A 17,581-nucleotide genomic window follows, 5' to 3' on the forward strand; every position below is an offset into this window, starting at 1 on the left:
GAGGATCTCTTCAAGCGATACCTAGGCGGAGGAAATCGTGCACGTGCACCAGGCCGACAGGGCGCCGCGTTTCGGCATCCTCGATCGCGAACATCGCCGTGATCTTGTGCTTGTTCATCGCGGTGAGCGCATCCTCGACGAATGTACCGGGCGACACCCAGACCGGATCGGGCGTCATCACATCGGCAGCAGTCGCTTCGAGCAGGCCATCCAAGTGACGCCGCAAATCGCCGTCGGTGATAACCCCGACCAGCGCTCCGCTCTCATCAATCACACCGGCGATGCCGAAGCTCATCGACGTGATCGTCACGATGACGTCGCGCATTGAAGTTTCGGGTGCGACGAACGGCATGGCGCCCTCGCGATGCATGATCGCCGCGACGCGCATCAGGCGCTTGCCGATCGTGCCGCCGGGATGGAGCGCGGCAAAACCTGCGGCGGAGACGCCACGCGCGCGCATTGTCGTCATTGCCAAAGCATCGCCCAGCGCCATCATCATCGCGGTCGACGTCGTCGGTGCCAGATTGGCCGGGCAAGCCTCATCGACCCGGGGCAGCAGCAATTTGACATCCGCCTGCCGCATCAACAGCGAATCCGCCTTGGAGGCGATGCCGATGACATTGAGGCCAAGCTTGGCCGCATAATCGAGGATCGGCTGAAGTTCGGCCGTGCTCCCCGAGTTGGAGAAGGCGAGCAGTCCGTCGCCAGCCATCAGCATGCCGAGATCGCCGTGCGCTGCTTCGACCGGGTGGACGTACAGCGACGGCGTGCCGGTCGAGGCCAGCGTTGCTGCGAACTTGCGCGCGATATAACCGGATTTGCCGATGCCCGTTGTAACGAGCCGGCCGGTGACGTTGAGGATCGTAGTGACCGCTCGTGCGAAATTCTCGTCCAGCGCACCTGCTAGTGAGTTCAGGGCCTCAGCCTCGGTCTCGATGACTTCCCGCCCATAGGCGACAAGATCGGCACGATCGGTGCGGGAGAGCTGGCGCGAAAATTCGGCAACGCCCATGGGCTTCCCTTTGATTTTCTGCATGCCGGCCTTCTAACGGGGCCCTTGTTCCGTGGCGAGACAGAAGTTTACGAATGCGAAACGATCGACGGTAAACGCCCTTCCCCTTGCAAGGTTTCAGGCGGAAAAGGTTTTATTATTCGATGCCTAGCGACTGTGGCCGCCAAGCCACAGGCATACGGCTCTAGCTCGTCATCCGCTGCAATGTTTCGATCATGTCGGCTTCCGCCGCCGGTTTGTCGCGCCGAATTCGGGCGATCCGGGGAAATCGCATGGCCAGCCCGGACTTGTGGCGCTTGGAGGCGTGGATGGAATCGAATGCCACCTCCAGCACCAGGCTCTTCTCGACTTCGCGAACCGGCCCGAAGCGCTCCACCGTGCGCGTTCGCACAAAATGATCGAGCCACTTCAGCTCCTCGTCGGTGAAGCCCGAATAGGCCTTTCCGACCGGTAGCAGTTCGCCGCCTTCGTCCGGCGGCGCCGTCCAACAGCCAAAAGTATAGTCCGAATAATAGCTCGAGCGTTTGCCGTGGCCGCGCTGGGCATACATCATCACGCAATCCGCGGTCAGCGGATCGCGTTTCCATTTATACCACAGGCCGGTGCGGCGCCCGGCGATGTAGGGGGAATCGCGCCGCTTAAGCATCATTCCTTCGATTGAGGCATCGCGGGCATTGCCACGGATTTCCTCGAGCGCATCGAAGCTGTCGGCCTCGATCACCGCCGACAGGTCGAAACGATGCCTATCGAGATTGGCAACGAATGCCTCCAGTCGCTCTCGCCGCTCACTCCAGCCAAGCCCGCGTAGGTCCTCAGCGCCGTCGAACAAGATGTCGTAGAGGCGCACGAAGGCTGGGTAATCGGCCTGCATCTTGGCCGAGACATTCTTGCGGCCCAGCCGCTGTTGGAGAGCATTGAAGCTAGCCGCGCCCTCATGCTCGATGCCGCCCCCCTGAATCTCGCCTTTGACCAGCAGTTCGCCGTCGAGCACGCCGGTGGTGCGAAAGGCTGCGGCCACGTCGGGGAAGCTACCCGTAATGTCGTCGCCGGCTCGGCTGTAGAGCCGGGTTTCGCCGCCGACACCGACGATCTGGACGCGAATACCGTCCCATTTCCACTCGGCGGCATAATCGGCGAGGTCGACGTGCAAATCCTCGAGCGGATGCGCCAGCATGAACGGCCGGAACACCGGCACGTCCGCCGGCGTCGGCTGCGCGCCAGTACCCTCCCCCCAGGCGAAGAGCGGCAGATAGGGCGGCCGCAAGCCATGCCACACCTCTTCGACCTGATCGACGTCGAGCCCGAACGCCTGCGCCAGCGCGGTTTTGGCGAGCCGTGCGGAAACGCCCACGCGCAATTCTCCGGTGGCAAGCTTCAGCAGGGCGTAGCGGCCGGAGGCGTCGAGCTGATCGAGCATTCCCGCCAGTGCACGCGGCGCTTCGACGCGGCCGAGCGTCATCAGGCGATCGATCACGGCGGCCAGGCCCAGCGCGCCGGTATCGATTTCAGGCGGCATGCCGGGTGGCTTGGGCCACAGAAGCGCGGCGGTTTCAGCGAGATCGCCGACGAAATCGCGGCTCATTGCAAACAGCACCGGATCCACGCGTTCGTCCACCAGCGCCTTGATCGCCGAGGCCTTCACGCCTGGAAGATCCAGCGAACCGGTCAACGCCGCCATCGCCCAGCCGCGATCGGGATCGGGAGTTTCGCGGATATAATCGGCGATCAGCTTCAGCTTGGCATTGCGTGACCGGGTGTAGACCAGTCCATCGAGAAGCTGTGAAAATGCGCGCATCGTCTTCTCAAACACAAAGGGCGGCACATCGTGCCGCCCTTTGCTTCATCAATTGGGCACCAGGGTCAGGTAACTGCCCGCCCGGCGAGCAGCGCCAGGATCAGGAAGATAACAAACAGGACCAGGGCGATGAAGAACAGGATCTTGGCGATTTCGACGAAGGCGCCACCGATACCGCCGAACCCCAGCACACCGAGCACCAGGCCGATGACCAGGAAGATGAGTGCAAGCTTGAGCATGAAAGAACTCCTTTCGCCTGCTTAACGACTTCCGGGTCACGCTGTTCCGGGCGCTTCCGACTCAGGCCTTGCGGCTGGCTTCGAACAGGAACCAGGCGCGCTCCTCGGCCTGATCGGTCCATTCGTCGACGATGCCGCTGGTGGCGTTATCCTTGGCCTCCTCGGCGAGCTCCTTCACCTTGCGGAAGCCTTCCACCAGCTTGAGATTGTCGTCACGCAACTCGTTCAGCATGCTGGCGGCATCGACGAACTGCGCGTCATTGTCCTTGATCGTCTGGTGGCGTGCCACGTCGCCAATCGAGCGAAGCGTGGTATTGCCGGTCTTGCGCACGCGCTCCGCAATGGCGTCGGTGATCTCGTAGATCTGCGTCGCCTGGTCATCCATCAGCAAATGGTAATCGCGAAAGTGCGGCCCCGAGACGTGCCAGTGAAAATTCTTCGTCTTGAGATAAAGCGCGAAGCAATCCGCCAGCGAGGCATTCAGCGCGTCTGCGACGCTGGAAAGCTCGTTCGACTTGAGATCGGTCGGCGTGGCAAGCTTGGGAGCGGGGGTGTCCGCCATGATGATTCTCCACAGGAAGCAGGTTTGCTGGACTAAACCGCGAATCGGTTCTTTGCTCCTCCAATAATCCCGATAAGTATGATCGGCGAGACCGTTGGGGCAGCGAAACGAGTTGCGATCGGTCGTCGCGTGCTTGACTTTGGCATGCTGAGACGGCAGAGGGCGGACCGATCGAGCGGCGGCAACGCCGCTTTATTTTTTGGACCGCCTGCGACGGCGGCCTTCAGATAGCGCAGGAATTTGGGTCATGGCAAAGCCGACCACCGTCAAGATCAAGCTCGTCAGCTCGGCCGATACCGGCTTCTTCTACGTCACGAAGAAGAATCCGCGCAATCAGACCGAGAAGATGTCCTTCCGCAAATATGATCCCGTCGCGCGCAAGCACGTCGAGTTCAAGGAAGCCAAGATCAAGTAAGGCTGGGCGCGGCGTCCGCCGCGTCTGCTTTTCCGGGCGGCCAGGTTCAGCCTGCGCCGCCCTTTTCGCGTTCAGGCTGCGGCGAGCAACCGCTCCGCCTGCGCGCGTGCCTCGTCAGTAACTTCGGCGCCCGACAGCATCCGCGCGATTTCCTCGCGCCTTTCCCCCTCGTCCAGACGGTGGATACCGGTCCGCGCGACCAGACCATCGGAGCGCTTGCGGATCAACCAGTGCCGGTCGGCGCGTGCCGCGACCTGCGGGCTGTGCGTCACCACCAGTATCTGGGCCTGATCGGCAAGCCGCGCGAGGCGTTCGCCGATCGCCGCCGCGACCGCGCCGCCGACGCCACGATCGACCTCGTCGAAGATCATCGTGCCCGCCCCGCCCTCTTCCGCCAGCGCGACCTTGAGCGCCAGGATGAAGCGCGACAATTCGCCGCCGCTCGCGATCTTCACCAGTGGCGCGAAGGGGGCGCCGGGATTGGTCGAGATTGCGAACTCGACCCGATCCTGACCGGCTGCACCCCAGCCGGTTTCGGGCAGCGCCTCGATCGTGGTGTGGAAGCGTGCCGCATCCAGCTTGAGCGGGCCGAGTTCGGCGGCGACCGCCGTATCAAGGCGAACAGCCGCGGCTTGGCGCGACGACGAGAGCGCCGTCGCCTCCGCAAGATATGCATCACGGGCGGACGCCAGTTCGCGCTCCAATGCTGCCAGCCCCTCGCCGCCGGCCTCGATCCGGGCCAGCCGCCCGCCCAGCTCCTCGGCGAGCGCTGCCAGATCGTCGGGCTCGACGCGATGCTTGCGGGCCAGCGCGCGCAGATCGAACAGGCGTGTTTCCATCGCTTCCAGCCGCGCGGGATCGAACGAGAAAGCGGCCCGGGCGTCGCCAAGGCGATCCTCGGCTTCCGCCGCCTCGATCACCGCTCGATCGACCGCGGCAAGCGCCTGCGCAAGCGTCTCATGCTCGGACGCGAGTCGGTCGAGACGCCGCGCCGCCTGGCGAAGCTGCGCCAGTCCGCCATCGGAACCTTCGAGCAATGCCGCCGCCGTTTCCAGCTCGTCGGCGAGGCGAGCGCCCTTCTGCATGGTCGCCCGCGCCTCAGCCAGCATCGCCTCCTCGCCCGGTTCAGGCCCGGCGGCGGCGAGTTCGGCGACGGCGTGTTCCAGCCATTCCCGATCGCGAGCAGCATTTTCGAGATCGGCGGCGGCGGTGGCGAGGGCGTCCTCGGCGGCGCGCCAGCGCGCGTGCGCGGAAGCGGCGGCGGCGCCGTCGATCCGCCCGAAGCTGTCGAGCAGCGCGCGGTGGCCGCGCGCATTGAGCAGGCCGCGATCGTCATGCTGGCCATGGATCTCGACCAGGCTGCTCCCCAGTGCGCGAAGCAGCCCGGCGGACGCGGGCTGATCGTTGACGAAGGCGCGGCTGCCGCCGTCCGCGCGTACGGAACGACGGATAACCAGTGGCTCGCCCGGCTCGATCGACAGATCCCCCTCGGCCAGCAGCAGCAGCGCGGGATGGCCTGCGGGTAATTCGAAGGTCGCGGTCACACTCGCCTGGTCCGCACCCTGCCGTACCAACCCGGTGTCGGCACGGACGCCGAGCGCGAGGCCAAGCGCATCGAGCAGGATCGATTTGCCGGCACCGGTCTCGCCAGTCAGCACGCCAAGGCCGGGACCGAATTCAAGCGCAAGCGCCTCGATCAGGACGACGTCGCGAATGGCGAGAGCGGTCAGCATCGCGCCTAGATAGCGTTGCTAGGCGCCGGGCGGTAGCGGCCCGTATGGCGCGCCGACATGATTCGGATGTGCCGCCTTCCACTCCATTGCTCGTCGCACGCGGCGCTCCACCGAGGGATGGTCATAGAACAGCATCTCCTCCAGCCAGCCCGGCGAGGATGCGCGATAGGCGATCGTCTTGACCAAAGCCTTGGCCAGACCATCCGGCTGATGGGCGTTGGCGAGCGAAAAGCGGTCGGCATCGCTTTCCGCGAACCGCGTCATGCTCGTGCTGAGCGGCGTGGAAAGCAGGCCGAGTATAGCCGCGATGATCATCAACACCGGTAGCCCGGCTGGATCGGCCAGGCCGCCAATCCCGCTTGTGCCGGCGATCCGCGCGCGCACGGCGGGATAAAGGCGATCAATCAACCAGAAGGCGGCGACCGCCATCACGCACATGAAGCCGGCAAACCAAAGGATGTGCTTGTGGACGTAATGGCCCATCTCGTGGCCGACGACGCCGATCACCTCGGACATGTCGGCATGCTGCTTGAACATCGTGTCGCTCATCGCGACGCGCGCCGTGCCGAACAGGCCGGAGACGTTGGCGGTGTAGCGATCTGACTGCTTGGAGCCGTTGTAGATCAGGATTTTGTCGTGCGGCACGCCGGTTGCCTCGGCGAGCTTGACCACCTCGGTGCGTACCGGGCCATCGGGAGCGGGCGTATATCGGTTGAACAAGGGCTCGATGAAGATCGGGGCGATCACCACCATCAGGATCACGCCGGCGACCGCCACGCCCGAAGCCCACAGCCACCAGCTGCGCGGTGCCCGGCGGACCAAAGTGTAGAGCGCGAGCAGGAACAGAGTGGTGATGATCAGCGAGATCGGAAGCGCCTTGGCGGTGTCGCCGAACCAGCTGGCCAGCGACTGGGAGCTGAGCTGATAGCTGCGCTCGCGCCACCAGGAGGTATAGATCGTCCAGGGCAGCTGGATCAGGAAATCGAGCAGCACGAACGTCGCGGCGACGGCAAGTATCGTGCGCTTCGGCCGGTCGCCATTCGGGTTGAGACGCTCGCGCAGCCGCAGCAGGATGCCGCTCTTCAGGATCAGCCAGGCTGCAGCGATCGTCACGAGGCACGACCATAACAAAAGCCATTCGCCGCCATGGGTATAGGCAGTCGCCTTGGCGTGCGCTGCCGGAGAGAGGGTGGCCATGTAAGCGGCGGTCGCCGCGGCCGGATCGAATGCGCTCATCATGCCTCCCCTCGCGTCGGGCAGGCCCGATCAGGCCTTAGCCTTATCCTTACCCTTCGACGGCGTGCCTTCGTTCTTCTGGATAAGTGTGTAGGCGCGTTGATACCAGTCGCTGCCAGGGAAATTGGCGCCGAGCACCGCGGCCGTACGATGCGCCTGCTCCGGCACGCCCAATTCCAGGTAGCTTTCGGTCAGGCGCAGCAGCGCCTCCGGCACATGGCTGGTGGTCTGGTAGGTATCGACCACCTTGCGGAAACGGTAGACCGAGGCGAGCCATTCGTGGCGGCGCTGGTAGAAGCGGCCGATATCCATCTCGCGCCCGGCCAGATGGTCGTTGATCAGATCGACCTTGAGCCGCGCGTCGGACGCATAGGGCGAATCCGGATAGCGGCGAATGAGGTCGCCCATGGCGTCGAGCGCCTGCGCGCTGATCTTCTGATCGCGGTTCACATCGCCGATCTGCTCGTAATAAGCGACCGCGATCAGATACATCGCGTAGGGCGCGTCCTTGTTGCCCGGATGGATCGACAGGAAGCGCTGCGCGCTCTCGATCGACTGCGGATAATCTTGCGCAAGATAATGGCTGAACGCGCTCATCAGCTCGGCCCGACGCGCCCATACCGAATAAGGATGCTGGCGCTCGACCTCGTCGAACAGGACGGCTGCGATCTTGTAGCGCTTGCGGTCGAGCTGGTTCTTGGCAGCATTGTACAGCGTCTCAACGTCGCGAGCGACGTAGCGGTTATTCTCCTTGCTCGCCTTCTTGTCGGCGGCGTGACCGGCGCTGCCGGTCAGGAGAAGGGCGGAGACGAGGCTCGCGGCGAGCGCGGAGCGAAGACGGGAAAGACGCATAGAGGCGACCCTTTAGACCAGCACCCGAAGCGCGGGAAGTGTTATGAGGCGCGACGATAGGGGCGTCGAGATTGCCGTCACATGAAGCGGAACGCGCTTTCTCAGCGGACCCGCTCCGCGCCGGACGAGGGGCCGCTGGGGCTCTTCTTGCCCGATGAGGAGATTTGCGGGGTTAGTCCGAGGGAGATCAGCAGCGAGCTCGACACGTAGATCGAGCTGTAGGTGCCGACGATCACGCCCAGCATCATCGCCGCGGTAAAGCCGCGCAGCACCGGTCCACCGAAGATCAGCAGCGAACCCAGCGCGAGCAATACGGTCAGCGAGGTCATTACCGTTCGCGGCAACGTCTCGTTGACCGACAGATCGACCAGAGCGCGCATGTCCATCTGGCGGTATTTGCGCATATTCTCGCGGATGCGATCGTCGATCACGATCTTGTCGTTGATCGAATAGCCGATGATCGTGAGCACGGCGGCGACGATGTTGAGATCGAACTCCAGCCGAGTGAGCGCAAAGAAGCCCAGGGTCACCAGCACGTCGTGCATGATCGCGACGAAGGTCGAGACGCCGAACTGCCATTCGTAGCGCAGCCAGGAAAAGATCGCGATCGCCAGCACCGCCAGAAACACCGCGAGCAGGCCGTTGCGGATCAGCTCGTTCGACACCTTGCCGGAGACCGTCTCGGCACGGTTGAAGGTGACGCCGGCATATTTCGCCTTGAGCGCTGATTCGACGCCGTTGATCAGGCGATTGGTCGCGCCTTCGTCCCTGGCGGCCGGCAGGGGCAGGCGGATCGAAAAGACGTTGGGCGCGCCGAAGGTGGACAGCGCGGCTTCACCAACATGGAGCCGATCGATATCCGTCCGCACCTGATCCGCGCTGGGCGAGGTCGGGAAGCGCGCCTCGATCAGCACGCCGCCGACAAAATCAACGCCGAGATTGAGCCCGCGCACGCCGACCAATGCCGCAGCGGCCAGCGTCAGCGCTGCGGTCAGCGCGAAGGCCCAGTAACGCAGGCGGACGAACCCGATATTGGTGTGATCGGGGACAAGCTTGAGGAGGCGCATCAGATGTGGATCTCCGTCGGGCGATTACGCCTGATCCAACCGGCAGTGAGCATGCGGGTGAAGACGACCGCGGTGAAATAGGAGATGAAGATACCTATCAGGAGCACCACCGCGAAGCCCTTGACCGGGCCCGAGCCGAGCAACAGCATGATGATGCCCGAGATGAAGTGGACGGTGTTCGCTTCGAAGATCGTGCGGCTGGCTTCCTTGTAGCCGAGCTCGACCGACTGGACGACGCCGCGGCCGCGATGCCGCTCTTCGCGGATGCGCTCGTTGATGAGCACGTTGGCGTCGACGGCGGTACCGATCGTCAGGACGAAGCCGGCGATGCCGGGCAGCGTCAGCGTCGCGTTGAGCAACGCCATGACGGCGAGGATGACGAAGATGTTAAAGATCACCGCCAGGTTGGCGTAGACGCCGAACCGGCCATAGGTGACGAGCATGAACACGATCACGGCGACGCTGGCGATGATCGATGCGATCACGCCGGCGTGGATCGAATCGGCGCCGAGCTGCGGCCCGACGGTGCGCTCCTCGATCACCTTCAAGGCGACCGGCAGCTTGCCCGAACGCAGCGCGATGGCGAGCTGGTTGGCGCTGTCGACGGTGAAGCTGCCGTGGATGATGGCATTGCCACCGAGGATCGGCTCGTCGATGCGCGGCGCCGACAAGACCTGATTGTCGAGGATCATCGCGAACAGCTTGCCCGAATTCTCCTGCGTCGCGCGGGCGAACTTGCGCCCGCCCGACGGGTTGAACTTGAGGCTGACGGCCGGCTGCTGATTGTCGTCGCGGCTGAGATCGGCATTGATCAGATCGTCGCCGGACAGGATCGCACGGCGCTGCACGGCGAGATAGCGCGGCGGCGCGTTGGCAGGCTCGCCCGGATCCTTGGCGAATTGCAGTATCTCGCTGCCGGGCGGCGCGTGGCCCGCCTGGACCTGTGCAGGATCGGCATTCATGTCGACCATCTTGAATTCAAGCTTGGCGGTCTTGCCGATCAAGGCCTTGAGGCCGGCGGGATCCTGCAGGCCGGGGACCTGCACCAATATGCGGGTCGCGCCTTCGCGGACGATGGTTGGCTCGCGGGTACCGAGCGCGTCGATGCGTTTGCGCACGACCTCGGTCGCGGTCTTCATCGCCTTGTCGGCGCTATCGGCGGTGCCGGCCTGGGTCGGCGTCATGACGATCCGGGTCGAATCGACGACGTTGACGTTCCAATCGCGCTGACCGGTCACGCCAACCGCCTGGGTTTGGGTGCGAGCGCGCTCGACCGCTGCGTCGAGCTGGCCGATGTCGCGTACGAAGAAAGACAGCCGGCCGCCTGCAGTCGAAATGTCACCGATATCGATACGGGTATCGCCGCGGCGCATCTCAGTGCGGATCGTGTCTTCCATCCGCTGCAGGTTCTGCTTGGCGAGATCGGCGGTGTCCGCCTCGAGCAGCAAGTGGCTGCCGCCCGACAGATCGAGGCCGAGATTGATGCGCGGCATGCCCGCCAGGCCGAGCCGGCCGGCGACGCTTTCGGGCATCAGGCTGGGGACTGCGAGGGCGACTCCGGCCAGCAAGAGCAGCCAGATCCAAATCACCTTCCAGCGCGGAAAATCGAGCATCGTCTTTCCCGCGTCAGTCGTTCGCGGGGGCGCCGAGCGGGCGGATCTCGCTGAGCGTCGAGCGCAGCGCACGCACGCGGACATTGGGGCCGAGCTCCAGCTCAACCTCGTCGCCGTCGACCTTGATAACCTTGCCGATCAGGCCGCCCGCGGTGATGACCGTGTCGCCCTTCTTGGCGGCCTCGATCTTCGCGCGCTGCGCCTTCTGTGCCTTGCGCTGCGGATTGATGAACAGCACCCACCAGATGGCGAGGATGACCACCATGATGGGCAGCGGTGAGGCCATGAGCGCCTGCAACGTGCTGGGCGGCGCTGCGCCGGCTGCCTGGGCGTAAGCGGGCGATGCGAACATGTGTGACGGCCCCGAAAATGCTGGTGCGCCGCGCGGAAATCGCGTGTCGGCTGCAGGAAGCGGCGCGCCTATCACGGCGCGTTGCGGCGAGCAATGCCGTGCTTGCCAAGCGCGGCCCTTCTCTCTAGTTGGCCGGCGCTTAGGTCGGGGCGTGGCGCAGCCTGGTAGCGCATCAGACTGGGGGTCTGAGGGTCGCAGGTTCGAATCCTGTCGCCCCGACCAGTATTTAGCTTGAGAGGCGCCCCTGGCTTCGCAGCGAGCACTCGTCGCGCCGGCAGGCGATGCAGTTCTATCAACGTTAGCGCGAGATCAGGGGGCAGCGATCTCCTCCGCCGGCGTTTGCCCCGCAAGCCGGCGCTGGGAAAACATGGCGAGCAGCCTCTTTCCGAGCTTCTGGCCCGGCCGTTCGAGCAGCGAATACGTTACGAACGCAGCGACATAAGCGGCAGGCGCCGCGATCCCGAAAGCAAGGCAAAAAACGAACGGCACTGGAAATTCCGTGGCCCCATCGCGCAATCGCCCATGCTGCGACCGCATGGAGGATCAGCAAGTGTATCAGATAGACCCCATAGGAGAGCTCGCCCAGCCAATGAAATGGCGGCGAACCGAGCACAGCCGACGCACGATCGAACAGGCTGGTGCTGCGCCAGTGGATCAATCCGAACACGATGATCAGCAGCAGTTCGCGCACCACGAGGTGGAGAACGTCCCGTTGCCCCCCGATGGGAATAGCAGCCAGGCCCATGGCCAAGAGGAGGTAAGGGACCTTCTGCTTCCCAGCCGCGGCGATCAGCATGCCGGCGAGGAACATGTGCATCTTGAGCGCAAGAAAGGATGGCATCGGAAACGCTATTTGCATTGCCTTCAGCGCAACCACGGCGCCGACCGCGAGCATTGCTACGCAAGAAGCGGCGGCGAGCCATCCGATCCTGCGTGCGAACAGCACGACGAACGGGAACGCCGCATAGAATTGCATCTCGAGCCCCAGGCTCCAGTCCGGCAGCGGCGTCCTATAGGAATAGCCGGGCACCAGCCCAAAAGCATAAGTAAGGTGCATGAGGAAGTTTGCCGCGCTGGCGTCAATGTAGCGCTCTGGCATCTGCAAAGGGGCCCCGACGAAGGTATCGATTAGCACCCGATCCGCGTACATCGCCCTGCCAGCGAGCAATGCGACGGTCAGCAGCAAGAAATAGACCGGCGAAAGGCGAAAGAAACGCCTGACCCAGAAGCCCATCCACACATCAGGCTTACGCCAATCCTCCCTGCTTTTCCGCAGGTCGTATTGGAACACCATCAGGAAGCCCGACAGATAGATGAATAGATCGACGCCCAAATCCGGCTGACCGAGGATCGGCAGGAAAAATCCGGTCAAAATCATGCAATGGCCGACCAACACCCATAGCGCGGCGATGCCCCGCAAGCCGTCCAGGCATTCGATTCTCGCCATCGCGCGCCCCTTGCTGCAGCGCAGCAAGTACAACGCACCGGCTATTCTCTCAACCCAGGTCAGCTATTGAGGGACAGCCCGCATGGTTGGCGGATAGCGGCCATCGCCGACCATACGGGGATTGCTTCTACTAGACCAGGTCCCGGCTTGTGCTTGATGGCTTTCGGCCTCGAATCTGAGCCGACCATCTTCCCTTGCGCGCGATCTTTCGCGAAGGGCTTATAGCGACACCGCTAGATGCCCGGCTATGGGAGCCAGGAAGAGATGAGGTTTCTATGACGACAACGCGCTTGATTCGCGGCAGCTTTGGCGTGGACGTTTCGGTCGAAGGACGGACTTGCGTCCAGACCGACGCCAGCGATCGGGGGGTCGTGATGTACGGCCCCTACGAGGAGCGCGATGCCGGCGCATATCAGGTCGAGTTTGGGATTGGGCTTGCCGATGCGACCGCGCCGCTAGAGGATCCAATCTGCGTTCATATCGAGGTGATGACCAACGACGGGCGGCACCTGATTACCGAGCGGCGAATTCTGTTTTCGGAGCTGACGCAGGGAAACGCGCCGTTCGTACTGAAGTTCGGCCTGACTGAAGCCCGGCGGCTGGAATATCGTGTCCAGGCTAACGGACAAGTGCCGTTGCTCGTGGCGCAGGACGTCGAGGTCACAGCGCTGCCGGAGGCCCGCACCACCGTTTCCCCGAAGGGGAGCCAGCACCGTGCATGGGAGTATGAGCGCGAGTTTCTCGACGGCTACCTTCGCAACGTTTCCGGAGTGGTCCACATCGGAGCCAATTACGGCCAGGAGCGCCGCTATTACTGGCTCCTCGGCCTCGAGGTCCTGTGGATCGAACCCATAAGCGAAATCTATCAAGAATTGGTCGACAACATTGCGCGCTACCCGCGTCAGCGAGCGCTGAACGCGCTTCTCACCGACCAAGAGGGCCAAGAAATAGAGTTCCGGATCGCGAATAATGGCGGGGCGTCGTCTTCAATCCTGCCGCTCGAAGGCCATGCCGAGCTGTTTCCCGGGATAGAATATGTCGAGAGCCGAAAGCTGGTCAGCACCACGCTTGCCGGGCTCGTCCGCAGCGGCGCGATCGATATTTCCCAATATCAGGCGTTGACGATCGATACGGAGGGGGCGGAGCTGATGGTGCTCAAGGGCGCCTCGGGGGTCCTGGAGCATTTCGACTATGTGAAATGCGAGGCTTCGGACTTTCAGGCACGCTCCGGTAATCCATCGCTCCGCCAGCTGGACGAGCTGCTGCGCGCAGCCGGCTTCGCGCAAATCGGAAGACGGGATTTCGGCATGGGCCCGGGCCATAGCGGGACCAATTGGGACGTGGTCTGGAAGAAGGTTAAGCCGGGCGAACCGCTGAACGAACCCGGTTACACCCTGCCGATAATTTTCGACCCGATGGAAGTTCATGGAATAGAAAAGGACGGATAATCCGACCGGTTTGATCCCGGCCACCTGACGACGCCGCGGCGATGCCTCAATATTCGAAGCGGCCGAGCCAGATATCCGCCTGGTCTGGGTTGCATGGCAGGTCGAGCTCCGTCGGAAACAATTCGGTGCTTTCCGCGACCTCGTAAAGCGCACGATTGACGTAGCAGACCTCAACCACGCTGGGCATGGCGACCCCGCTGACGAAACCGCCGCCGCCATAATTATTGGCATGGATGTGAATGGGCGCGTGCGTCTTGGCCAGTTTCCGCAAGCCGCGGAAAATCTGCTGCCGCCAACCCAGTTCGTACATCAAAGTGAAGCCATGCAGTTCACAAACGATCTGGCTGAACCGGCCAAGCGTCTCGGGCAGGGTCGCCTCGAGCGTCGGCCATTCCCAGCATTCGATGTCCATCTTGAGGATCATGTTCGGCCTGGCATCGCCCCGGTCATGCTGCGCGACCAAAGATGAGATCGATTCGACCCCTGCCCCCTTTTCGGGCCCGATCATCGTGCGGTTGAAAAACATCCGCGGATCGCGCGGTGCCGGATCATCGACAGTATGATCGAACTGGTGGATCAGGATGCCCTTGTCAGCCATCACCTTGTCCCATTCGATGTTGTCGTTGATGCCAAAGGACAGGGCGACGTCGATCCCGGTAAAATCGTTGAGCATGACGTAGGCGCCATCATGCCCGGCACCGACACGCACCTTCTCGAAGCCCTTCACCTGCTGTGGCCGCAGCAGGCGGAGAATGTGCCGAATCATCTCGCCCTGCTCCGCGTCGGTGGTCGCCTCCATCGCGTTAAGTTGCTGATAATTTGGCCCGAGCATGTACATGATTCACTCTCTCGCTGGATCGCTCGCAACAGGATTGCCTCGTTCGATCCTGAGCAATAGCCCATCGGCCGCTCTGGGCGAAACGCTTGGTGCGGGGTCACTTTTAGCGATCCAGGCCGGGCATGCGCAAAAATAGAACGGGTGGCCATCTCTATGGCTGAGCCCGCGTCCGCGGTGTACGATCGCGTAGAGCAGCTTCCCGACGCCGCTAGGCGCAACTGAGCGTTCGATTGGCGCCATCCAGGGCCGATACGGATACCGGGGCTAGACAGCCCCAAAGCGCGCGGGGCAGTTACCAAACGCGGCAGCTTGTGACTTCGGCTGCGATCTTGCCGAAGGGACTTACTTCACCTCGCCCGGGTCCGGCTTCTCATCGATCTCGGTCTGGCCGCCATGGCCCATGAAACCGTCCTTCGGCTTTTTGCCGGTGTGGGGATTAGGGTAAGCGCCGCCGCCGGATTCTCCGCCGCCGCTCCTGCCCTGGTTTGCGCCGCCGAGCGTCGTGAAGGGCCGGTCATCGTCGCGCTGCTTGTCTTCGGCGTTCATCGCTTCATCCTCATCTCAGTCCCGCCCCAACGCGCGGAGCGGCGGCGGGTGCCCGCCGCATGGGGATTGATGTCACACTCGGCGCGCGGTCAGCAGATAATCGAGGGCAAGGTTCGACGAGAGGGTGAAGCCGATGCGGGGATCGAAGGACAGTCCGGCGGCGTCGGTCACTATCAGCCCTGCCCGCTCCACCAACGCCGTCAATTCGTTCGGCGTGAGGAACTTGTCATGATCGTGCGTGCCGCGCGGCACCATGCCGAAGCCCTCGCCGATTGTGATCAGGGCAAGCTTCGACAGCGGCGTGCGATTGGGGGTGGAGAGGACGAGCAAGCCGCCGTCCGCGAGCACGGCGGCGAGAGCGGCAATGAAGCCGGCCGGATTGTCGACATGCTCGATCACTTCCATCGACGCGACCAGGTCGAAACGCTCGCCGGCAAGTTGCTCGACCTCGCCGCTGCGATAGTCGATCGCGAGCCCCTGACCGGCGGCATGGGTGCGCGCGACGGCGATATTCTCAGGCGCGGCGTCGAGCCCCGTCACCGCCGCGCCGAGCCTGGCGAGCGGCTCCGACAGCAGGCCGGCGCCGCAGCCGACATCGAGCGCGCGCCTGCCGGCAAGGGGGCGGCGTTCGCGCGGATCGAGGTGCCACGCTTCGTCCAGTTGCGCCCGCAGATAGGACAGACGCACCGGGTTGAGGCGGTGGAGCATCGCGGACGAACCCTTCGGGTCCCACCATTCGGCGGCGAGCTTGCCGAAATGGGCGGCCTCGGCCGGATCGATCGTGGCAATGCTTGTCATAGGCCGTGTCTACAGAAGAACGTCATTCCCGCGAAGGCTGGAATTCCCCGGGAGGCACGGGCCAGGCGGAGATTGAATTTCCGCCCTCCAGGAAATGACGCGGATTATAACGGGCGGCGTCGTCGGGTCACCGTCCGCCCGTCATCGCGAGCGAAGCGAACCGAAAGTCGCCGCAGGCAAGCAAACCAGTTCCGGGCCTAATTGGCGCGTCGCTCCGCTCCTCGCAATGCCAGAGAGCAGCGGGTGGCATCTCTCAAAGGCGGCCGCGCTTGGCTTGGCTTGCCTTGCAACGACGGCGCCGCTAGCAGGCCGCCGAGCGCGAAGGCGCGATTTTCCGCAATTTAATTACGAAGAACCCGCTCCCATGGCACGCATCGTGATGAAGTTCGGCGGCACGTCGATGGCCGGGATCGAGCGCATTCGCAATGTCGCAGCGCGCGTGAAGCATGAGGTCGACCAGGGTAATCAGGTCGCGGTGGTGGTATCGGCCATGGCCGGCGAGACCGACCGATTGGTCAATTTCTGCCGCGAGGCGAGCCCGCTCTACGATCCGCGCGAATATGACGTGGTCGTCGCCAGCGGTGAGCAGGTGACGAGCGGTCTGCTCGCGATCACATTGCAGGCAATGGGTGTACCCGCGCGGAGCTGGCTCGGCTGGCAATTGCCGATCGCGACCTCGGCGGCACACGCCTCGGCCCGCATCGCCGCTATCGACAGCGATAAGATCGGTCTAGCGATGTCCGGCGGCGAGGTGGCGGTGATCCCGGGTTTCCAGGGCGTAACCGAGGATGGCCGCGTCTCGACGCTGGGTCGCGGCGGATCGGATACGTCAGCGGTCGCGGTGGCGGCAGCGATGAAAGCCGACCGCTGCGACATCTACACCGACGTGGACGGGGTCTACACGACCGATCCCAGGATCGTGCCCAAGGCGCGCAAGCTCAAATATGTGACCTATGAGGAAATGCTGGAGCTCGCCTCGGTCGGCGCCAAGGTATTGCAGACGCGCTCGGTCGGGCTCGCGATGAAGGAAAAGGTGCGCGTGCAGGTGCTGTCCTCATTTGACGCGCCCGGCGACGACCCGACCCCCGGCACGATGATCGTGGACGAAGACGAGATCGAAGGAATCACCATGGAACGCCAGCTCATCACCGGCATCGCCCACGACAAGAATGAAGCCAAGGTCACGCTGACCGCGGTGCCGGATCGCCCCGGCGCGGTCGCCGCGATCTTCATGCCGCTGGCGGACGCCAACATCAACGTCGACATGATCGTGCAGAATGTGGCGCACGATTCGGGTTCGACCGACGTGACCTTCACCGTGCCCGGCGCCGAGCTGGCGCGTGCGCTCGACGTGCTGGAAAAAGCGCGGGAGGCGATCGGCTTCAACGAGATGATCCGCGACAGCACCGTCGCCAAGATCTCCGTGGTCGGCGTCGGCATGCGCAGCCATGCGGGCGTCGCCGCGCAGATGTTCAAGGCGCTGGCCGACCGCGGCATCAACGTGCTCGCCATCACCACCAGCGAGATCAAGGTCTCGGTCCTGATCCACGAGGATTATACCGAATTGGCGGTGCGCGTGCTGCACACGGCTTACGGCCTGGATGCCGAGGATACGGCGGCCTGACGGC

17 protein-coding genes and 1 tRNA gene are annotated in these 17,581 nt (G+C 63.6%); 4 read left to right on the forward strand and 14 right to left on the reverse strand.

Features of this window, described 5'->3' with window-relative positions; genetic code table 11:
- Positions 1-10: 10 nt before the first annotated feature.
- The 4 genes from DX905_RS06480 to DX905_RS06495 all read right to left on the reverse strand — a co-directional run bounded on the left by DX905_RS06480 (position 11) and on the right by DX905_RS06495 (position 3,608).
- Positions 11-1,036 carry a KpsF/GutQ family sugar-phosphate isomerase gene (locus tag DX905_RS06480; RefSeq protein WP_240320749.1) on the reverse strand — a complete coding sequence of 342 codons (1,026 nt, stop codon included), beginning with the start codon at positions 1,034-1,036 and terminating at the stop codon, positions 11-13.
- Between the two features lie 160 nt (positions 1,037-1,196).
- Positions 1,197-2,807, reverse strand: a complete 1,611-nt coding sequence (locus DX905_RS06485; protein ID WP_116092381.1) for a cisplatin damage response ATP-dependent DNA ligase — start codon at positions 2,805-2,807, stop codon at positions 1,197-1,199.
- Between the two features lie 65 nt (positions 2,808-2,872).
- Complete coding sequence (locus tag DX905_RS06490; protein WP_116090622.1) at positions 2,873-3,046, reverse strand: DUF1328 domain-containing protein; 174 nt, start codon at positions 3,044-3,046, stop codon at positions 2,873-2,875.
- A gap of 61 nt (positions 3,047-3,107) precedes the next feature.
- A complete protein-coding gene (locus DX905_RS06495) occupies positions 3,108-3,608 on the reverse strand; it encodes a Dps family protein (protein WP_116090623.1) in 501 nt (166 codons plus the stop codon).
- A gap of 247 nt (positions 3,609-3,855) precedes the next feature.
- Between DX905_RS06495 and rpmG the strand changes: the two genes are divergently transcribed.
- The gene (gene rpmG, locus DX905_RS06500; RefSeq protein ID WP_116090624.1) at positions 3,856-4,023 is read left to right on the forward strand and encodes a 50S ribosomal protein L33; all 168 of its coding nucleotides are present in this window, start codon (positions 3,856-3,858) and stop codon (positions 4,021-4,023) included.
- A gap of 71 nt (positions 4,024-4,094) precedes the next feature.
- Here the strand turns inward: rpmG and recN are convergent, their stop codons facing one another.
- From recN to yajC, 6 genes are all read right to left on the reverse strand, one after another.
- Positions 4,095-5,756 carry a DNA repair protein RecN gene (gene recN, locus DX905_RS06505; RefSeq protein WP_116090625.1) on the reverse strand — a complete coding sequence of 554 codons (1,662 nt, stop codon included), beginning with the start codon at positions 5,754-5,756 and terminating at the stop codon, positions 4,095-4,097.
- 18 nt (positions 5,757-5,774) lie between these two features.
- Positions 5,775-6,992: a M48 family metallopeptidase gene (locus DX905_RS06510; protein ID WP_240320750.1), complete on the reverse strand. Its 1,218-nt coding sequence runs from the start codon at positions 6,990-6,992 to the stop codon at positions 5,775-5,777.
- A gap of 30 nt (positions 6,993-7,022) precedes the next feature.
- A complete protein-coding gene (locus tag DX905_RS06515; RefSeq protein WP_116090627.1) occupies positions 7,023-7,844 on the reverse strand; it encodes an outer membrane protein assembly factor BamD in 822 nt (273 codons plus the stop codon).
- A 101-nt stretch (positions 7,845-7,945) separates the two neighbouring features.
- A complete protein-coding gene (gene secF, locus DX905_RS06520) occupies positions 7,946-8,911 on the reverse strand; it encodes a protein translocase subunit SecF (protein ID WP_116090628.1) in 966 nt (321 codons plus the stop codon).
- Entirely contained in the window at positions 8,911-10,524 is a 1,614-nt protein-coding gene (secD, locus tag DX905_RS06525) for a protein translocase subunit SecD (RefSeq protein ID WP_116090629.1), read from the reverse strand. The genes secF and secD overlap by 1 nt, the downstream gene beginning before the upstream one ends.
- 13 nt (positions 10,525-10,537) lie before the next feature.
- Positions 10,538-10,876, reverse strand: coding sequence for a preprotein translocase subunit YajC (gene yajC / locus DX905_RS06530; protein ID WP_116090630.1), 339 nt, complete (start codon positions 10,874-10,876; stop codon positions 10,538-10,540).
- A 145-nt stretch (positions 10,877-11,021) separates the two neighbouring features.
- Here yajC and DX905_RS06535 point away from each other — a divergent pair.
- A tRNA-Pro gene (locus tag DX905_RS06535) sits at positions 11,022-11,098 on the forward strand.
- A 76-nt stretch (positions 11,099-11,174) separates the two neighbouring features.
- On the opposite strand, the gene DX905_RS06540 is transcribed toward DX905_RS06535, so the two are convergent.
- Positions 11,175-12,323 (reverse strand): acyltransferase family protein, encoded by a 1,149-nt coding sequence (locus DX905_RS06540; protein ID WP_240320751.1) that lies wholly within the window; start codon positions 12,321-12,323, stop codon positions 11,175-11,177.
- A gap of 194 nt (positions 12,324-12,517) precedes the next feature.
- Between DX905_RS06540 and DX905_RS06545 the strand changes: the two genes are divergently transcribed.
- Complete coding sequence (locus DX905_RS06545; protein ID WP_162875497.1) at positions 12,518-13,771, forward strand: FkbM family methyltransferase; 1,254 nt, start codon at positions 12,518-12,520, stop codon at positions 13,769-13,771.
- 46 nt (positions 13,772-13,817) lie between these two features.
- Here the strand turns inward: DX905_RS06545 and DX905_RS06550 are convergent, their stop codons facing one another.
- The 3 genes from DX905_RS06550 to ubiG form a co-directional block, all read right to left on the reverse strand.
- The gene (locus tag DX905_RS06550; RefSeq protein ID WP_116090632.1) at positions 13,818-14,609 is read right to left on the reverse strand and encodes a hypothetical protein; all 792 of its coding nucleotides are present in this window, start codon (positions 14,607-14,609) and stop codon (positions 13,818-13,820) included.
- Between the two features lie 342 nt (positions 14,610-14,951).
- On the reverse strand, positions 14,952-15,155 hold the full coding sequence (locus DX905_RS06555; RefSeq protein WP_116090633.1) for a hypothetical protein: 204 nt from the start codon (positions 15,153-15,155) through the stop codon (positions 14,952-14,954).
- 72 nt (positions 15,156-15,227) lie between these two features.
- A complete protein-coding gene (ubiG, locus tag DX905_RS06560) occupies positions 15,228-15,953 on the reverse strand; it encodes a bifunctional 2-polyprenyl-6-hydroxyphenol methylase/3-demethylubiquinol 3-O-methyltransferase UbiG (protein WP_116090634.1) in 726 nt (241 codons plus the stop codon).
- 364 nt (positions 15,954-16,317) lie between these two features.
- Here ubiG and DX905_RS06565 point away from each other — a divergent pair, with 364 nt between their 5' ends.
- Positions 16,318-17,577 carry an aspartate kinase gene (locus DX905_RS06565; RefSeq protein WP_116090635.1) on the forward strand — a complete coding sequence of 420 codons (1,260 nt, stop codon included), beginning with the start codon at positions 16,318-16,320 and terminating at the stop codon, positions 17,575-17,577.
- The last annotated feature ends 4 nt before the right edge of the window (positions 17,578-17,581 follow it).

It is taken from the genome of Sphingomonas crusticola (assembly GCF_003391115.1).
Lineage (GTDB): Bacteria > Pseudomonadota > Alphaproteobacteria > Sphingomonadales > Sphingomonadaceae > Sphingomonas_I > Sphingomonas_I crusticola.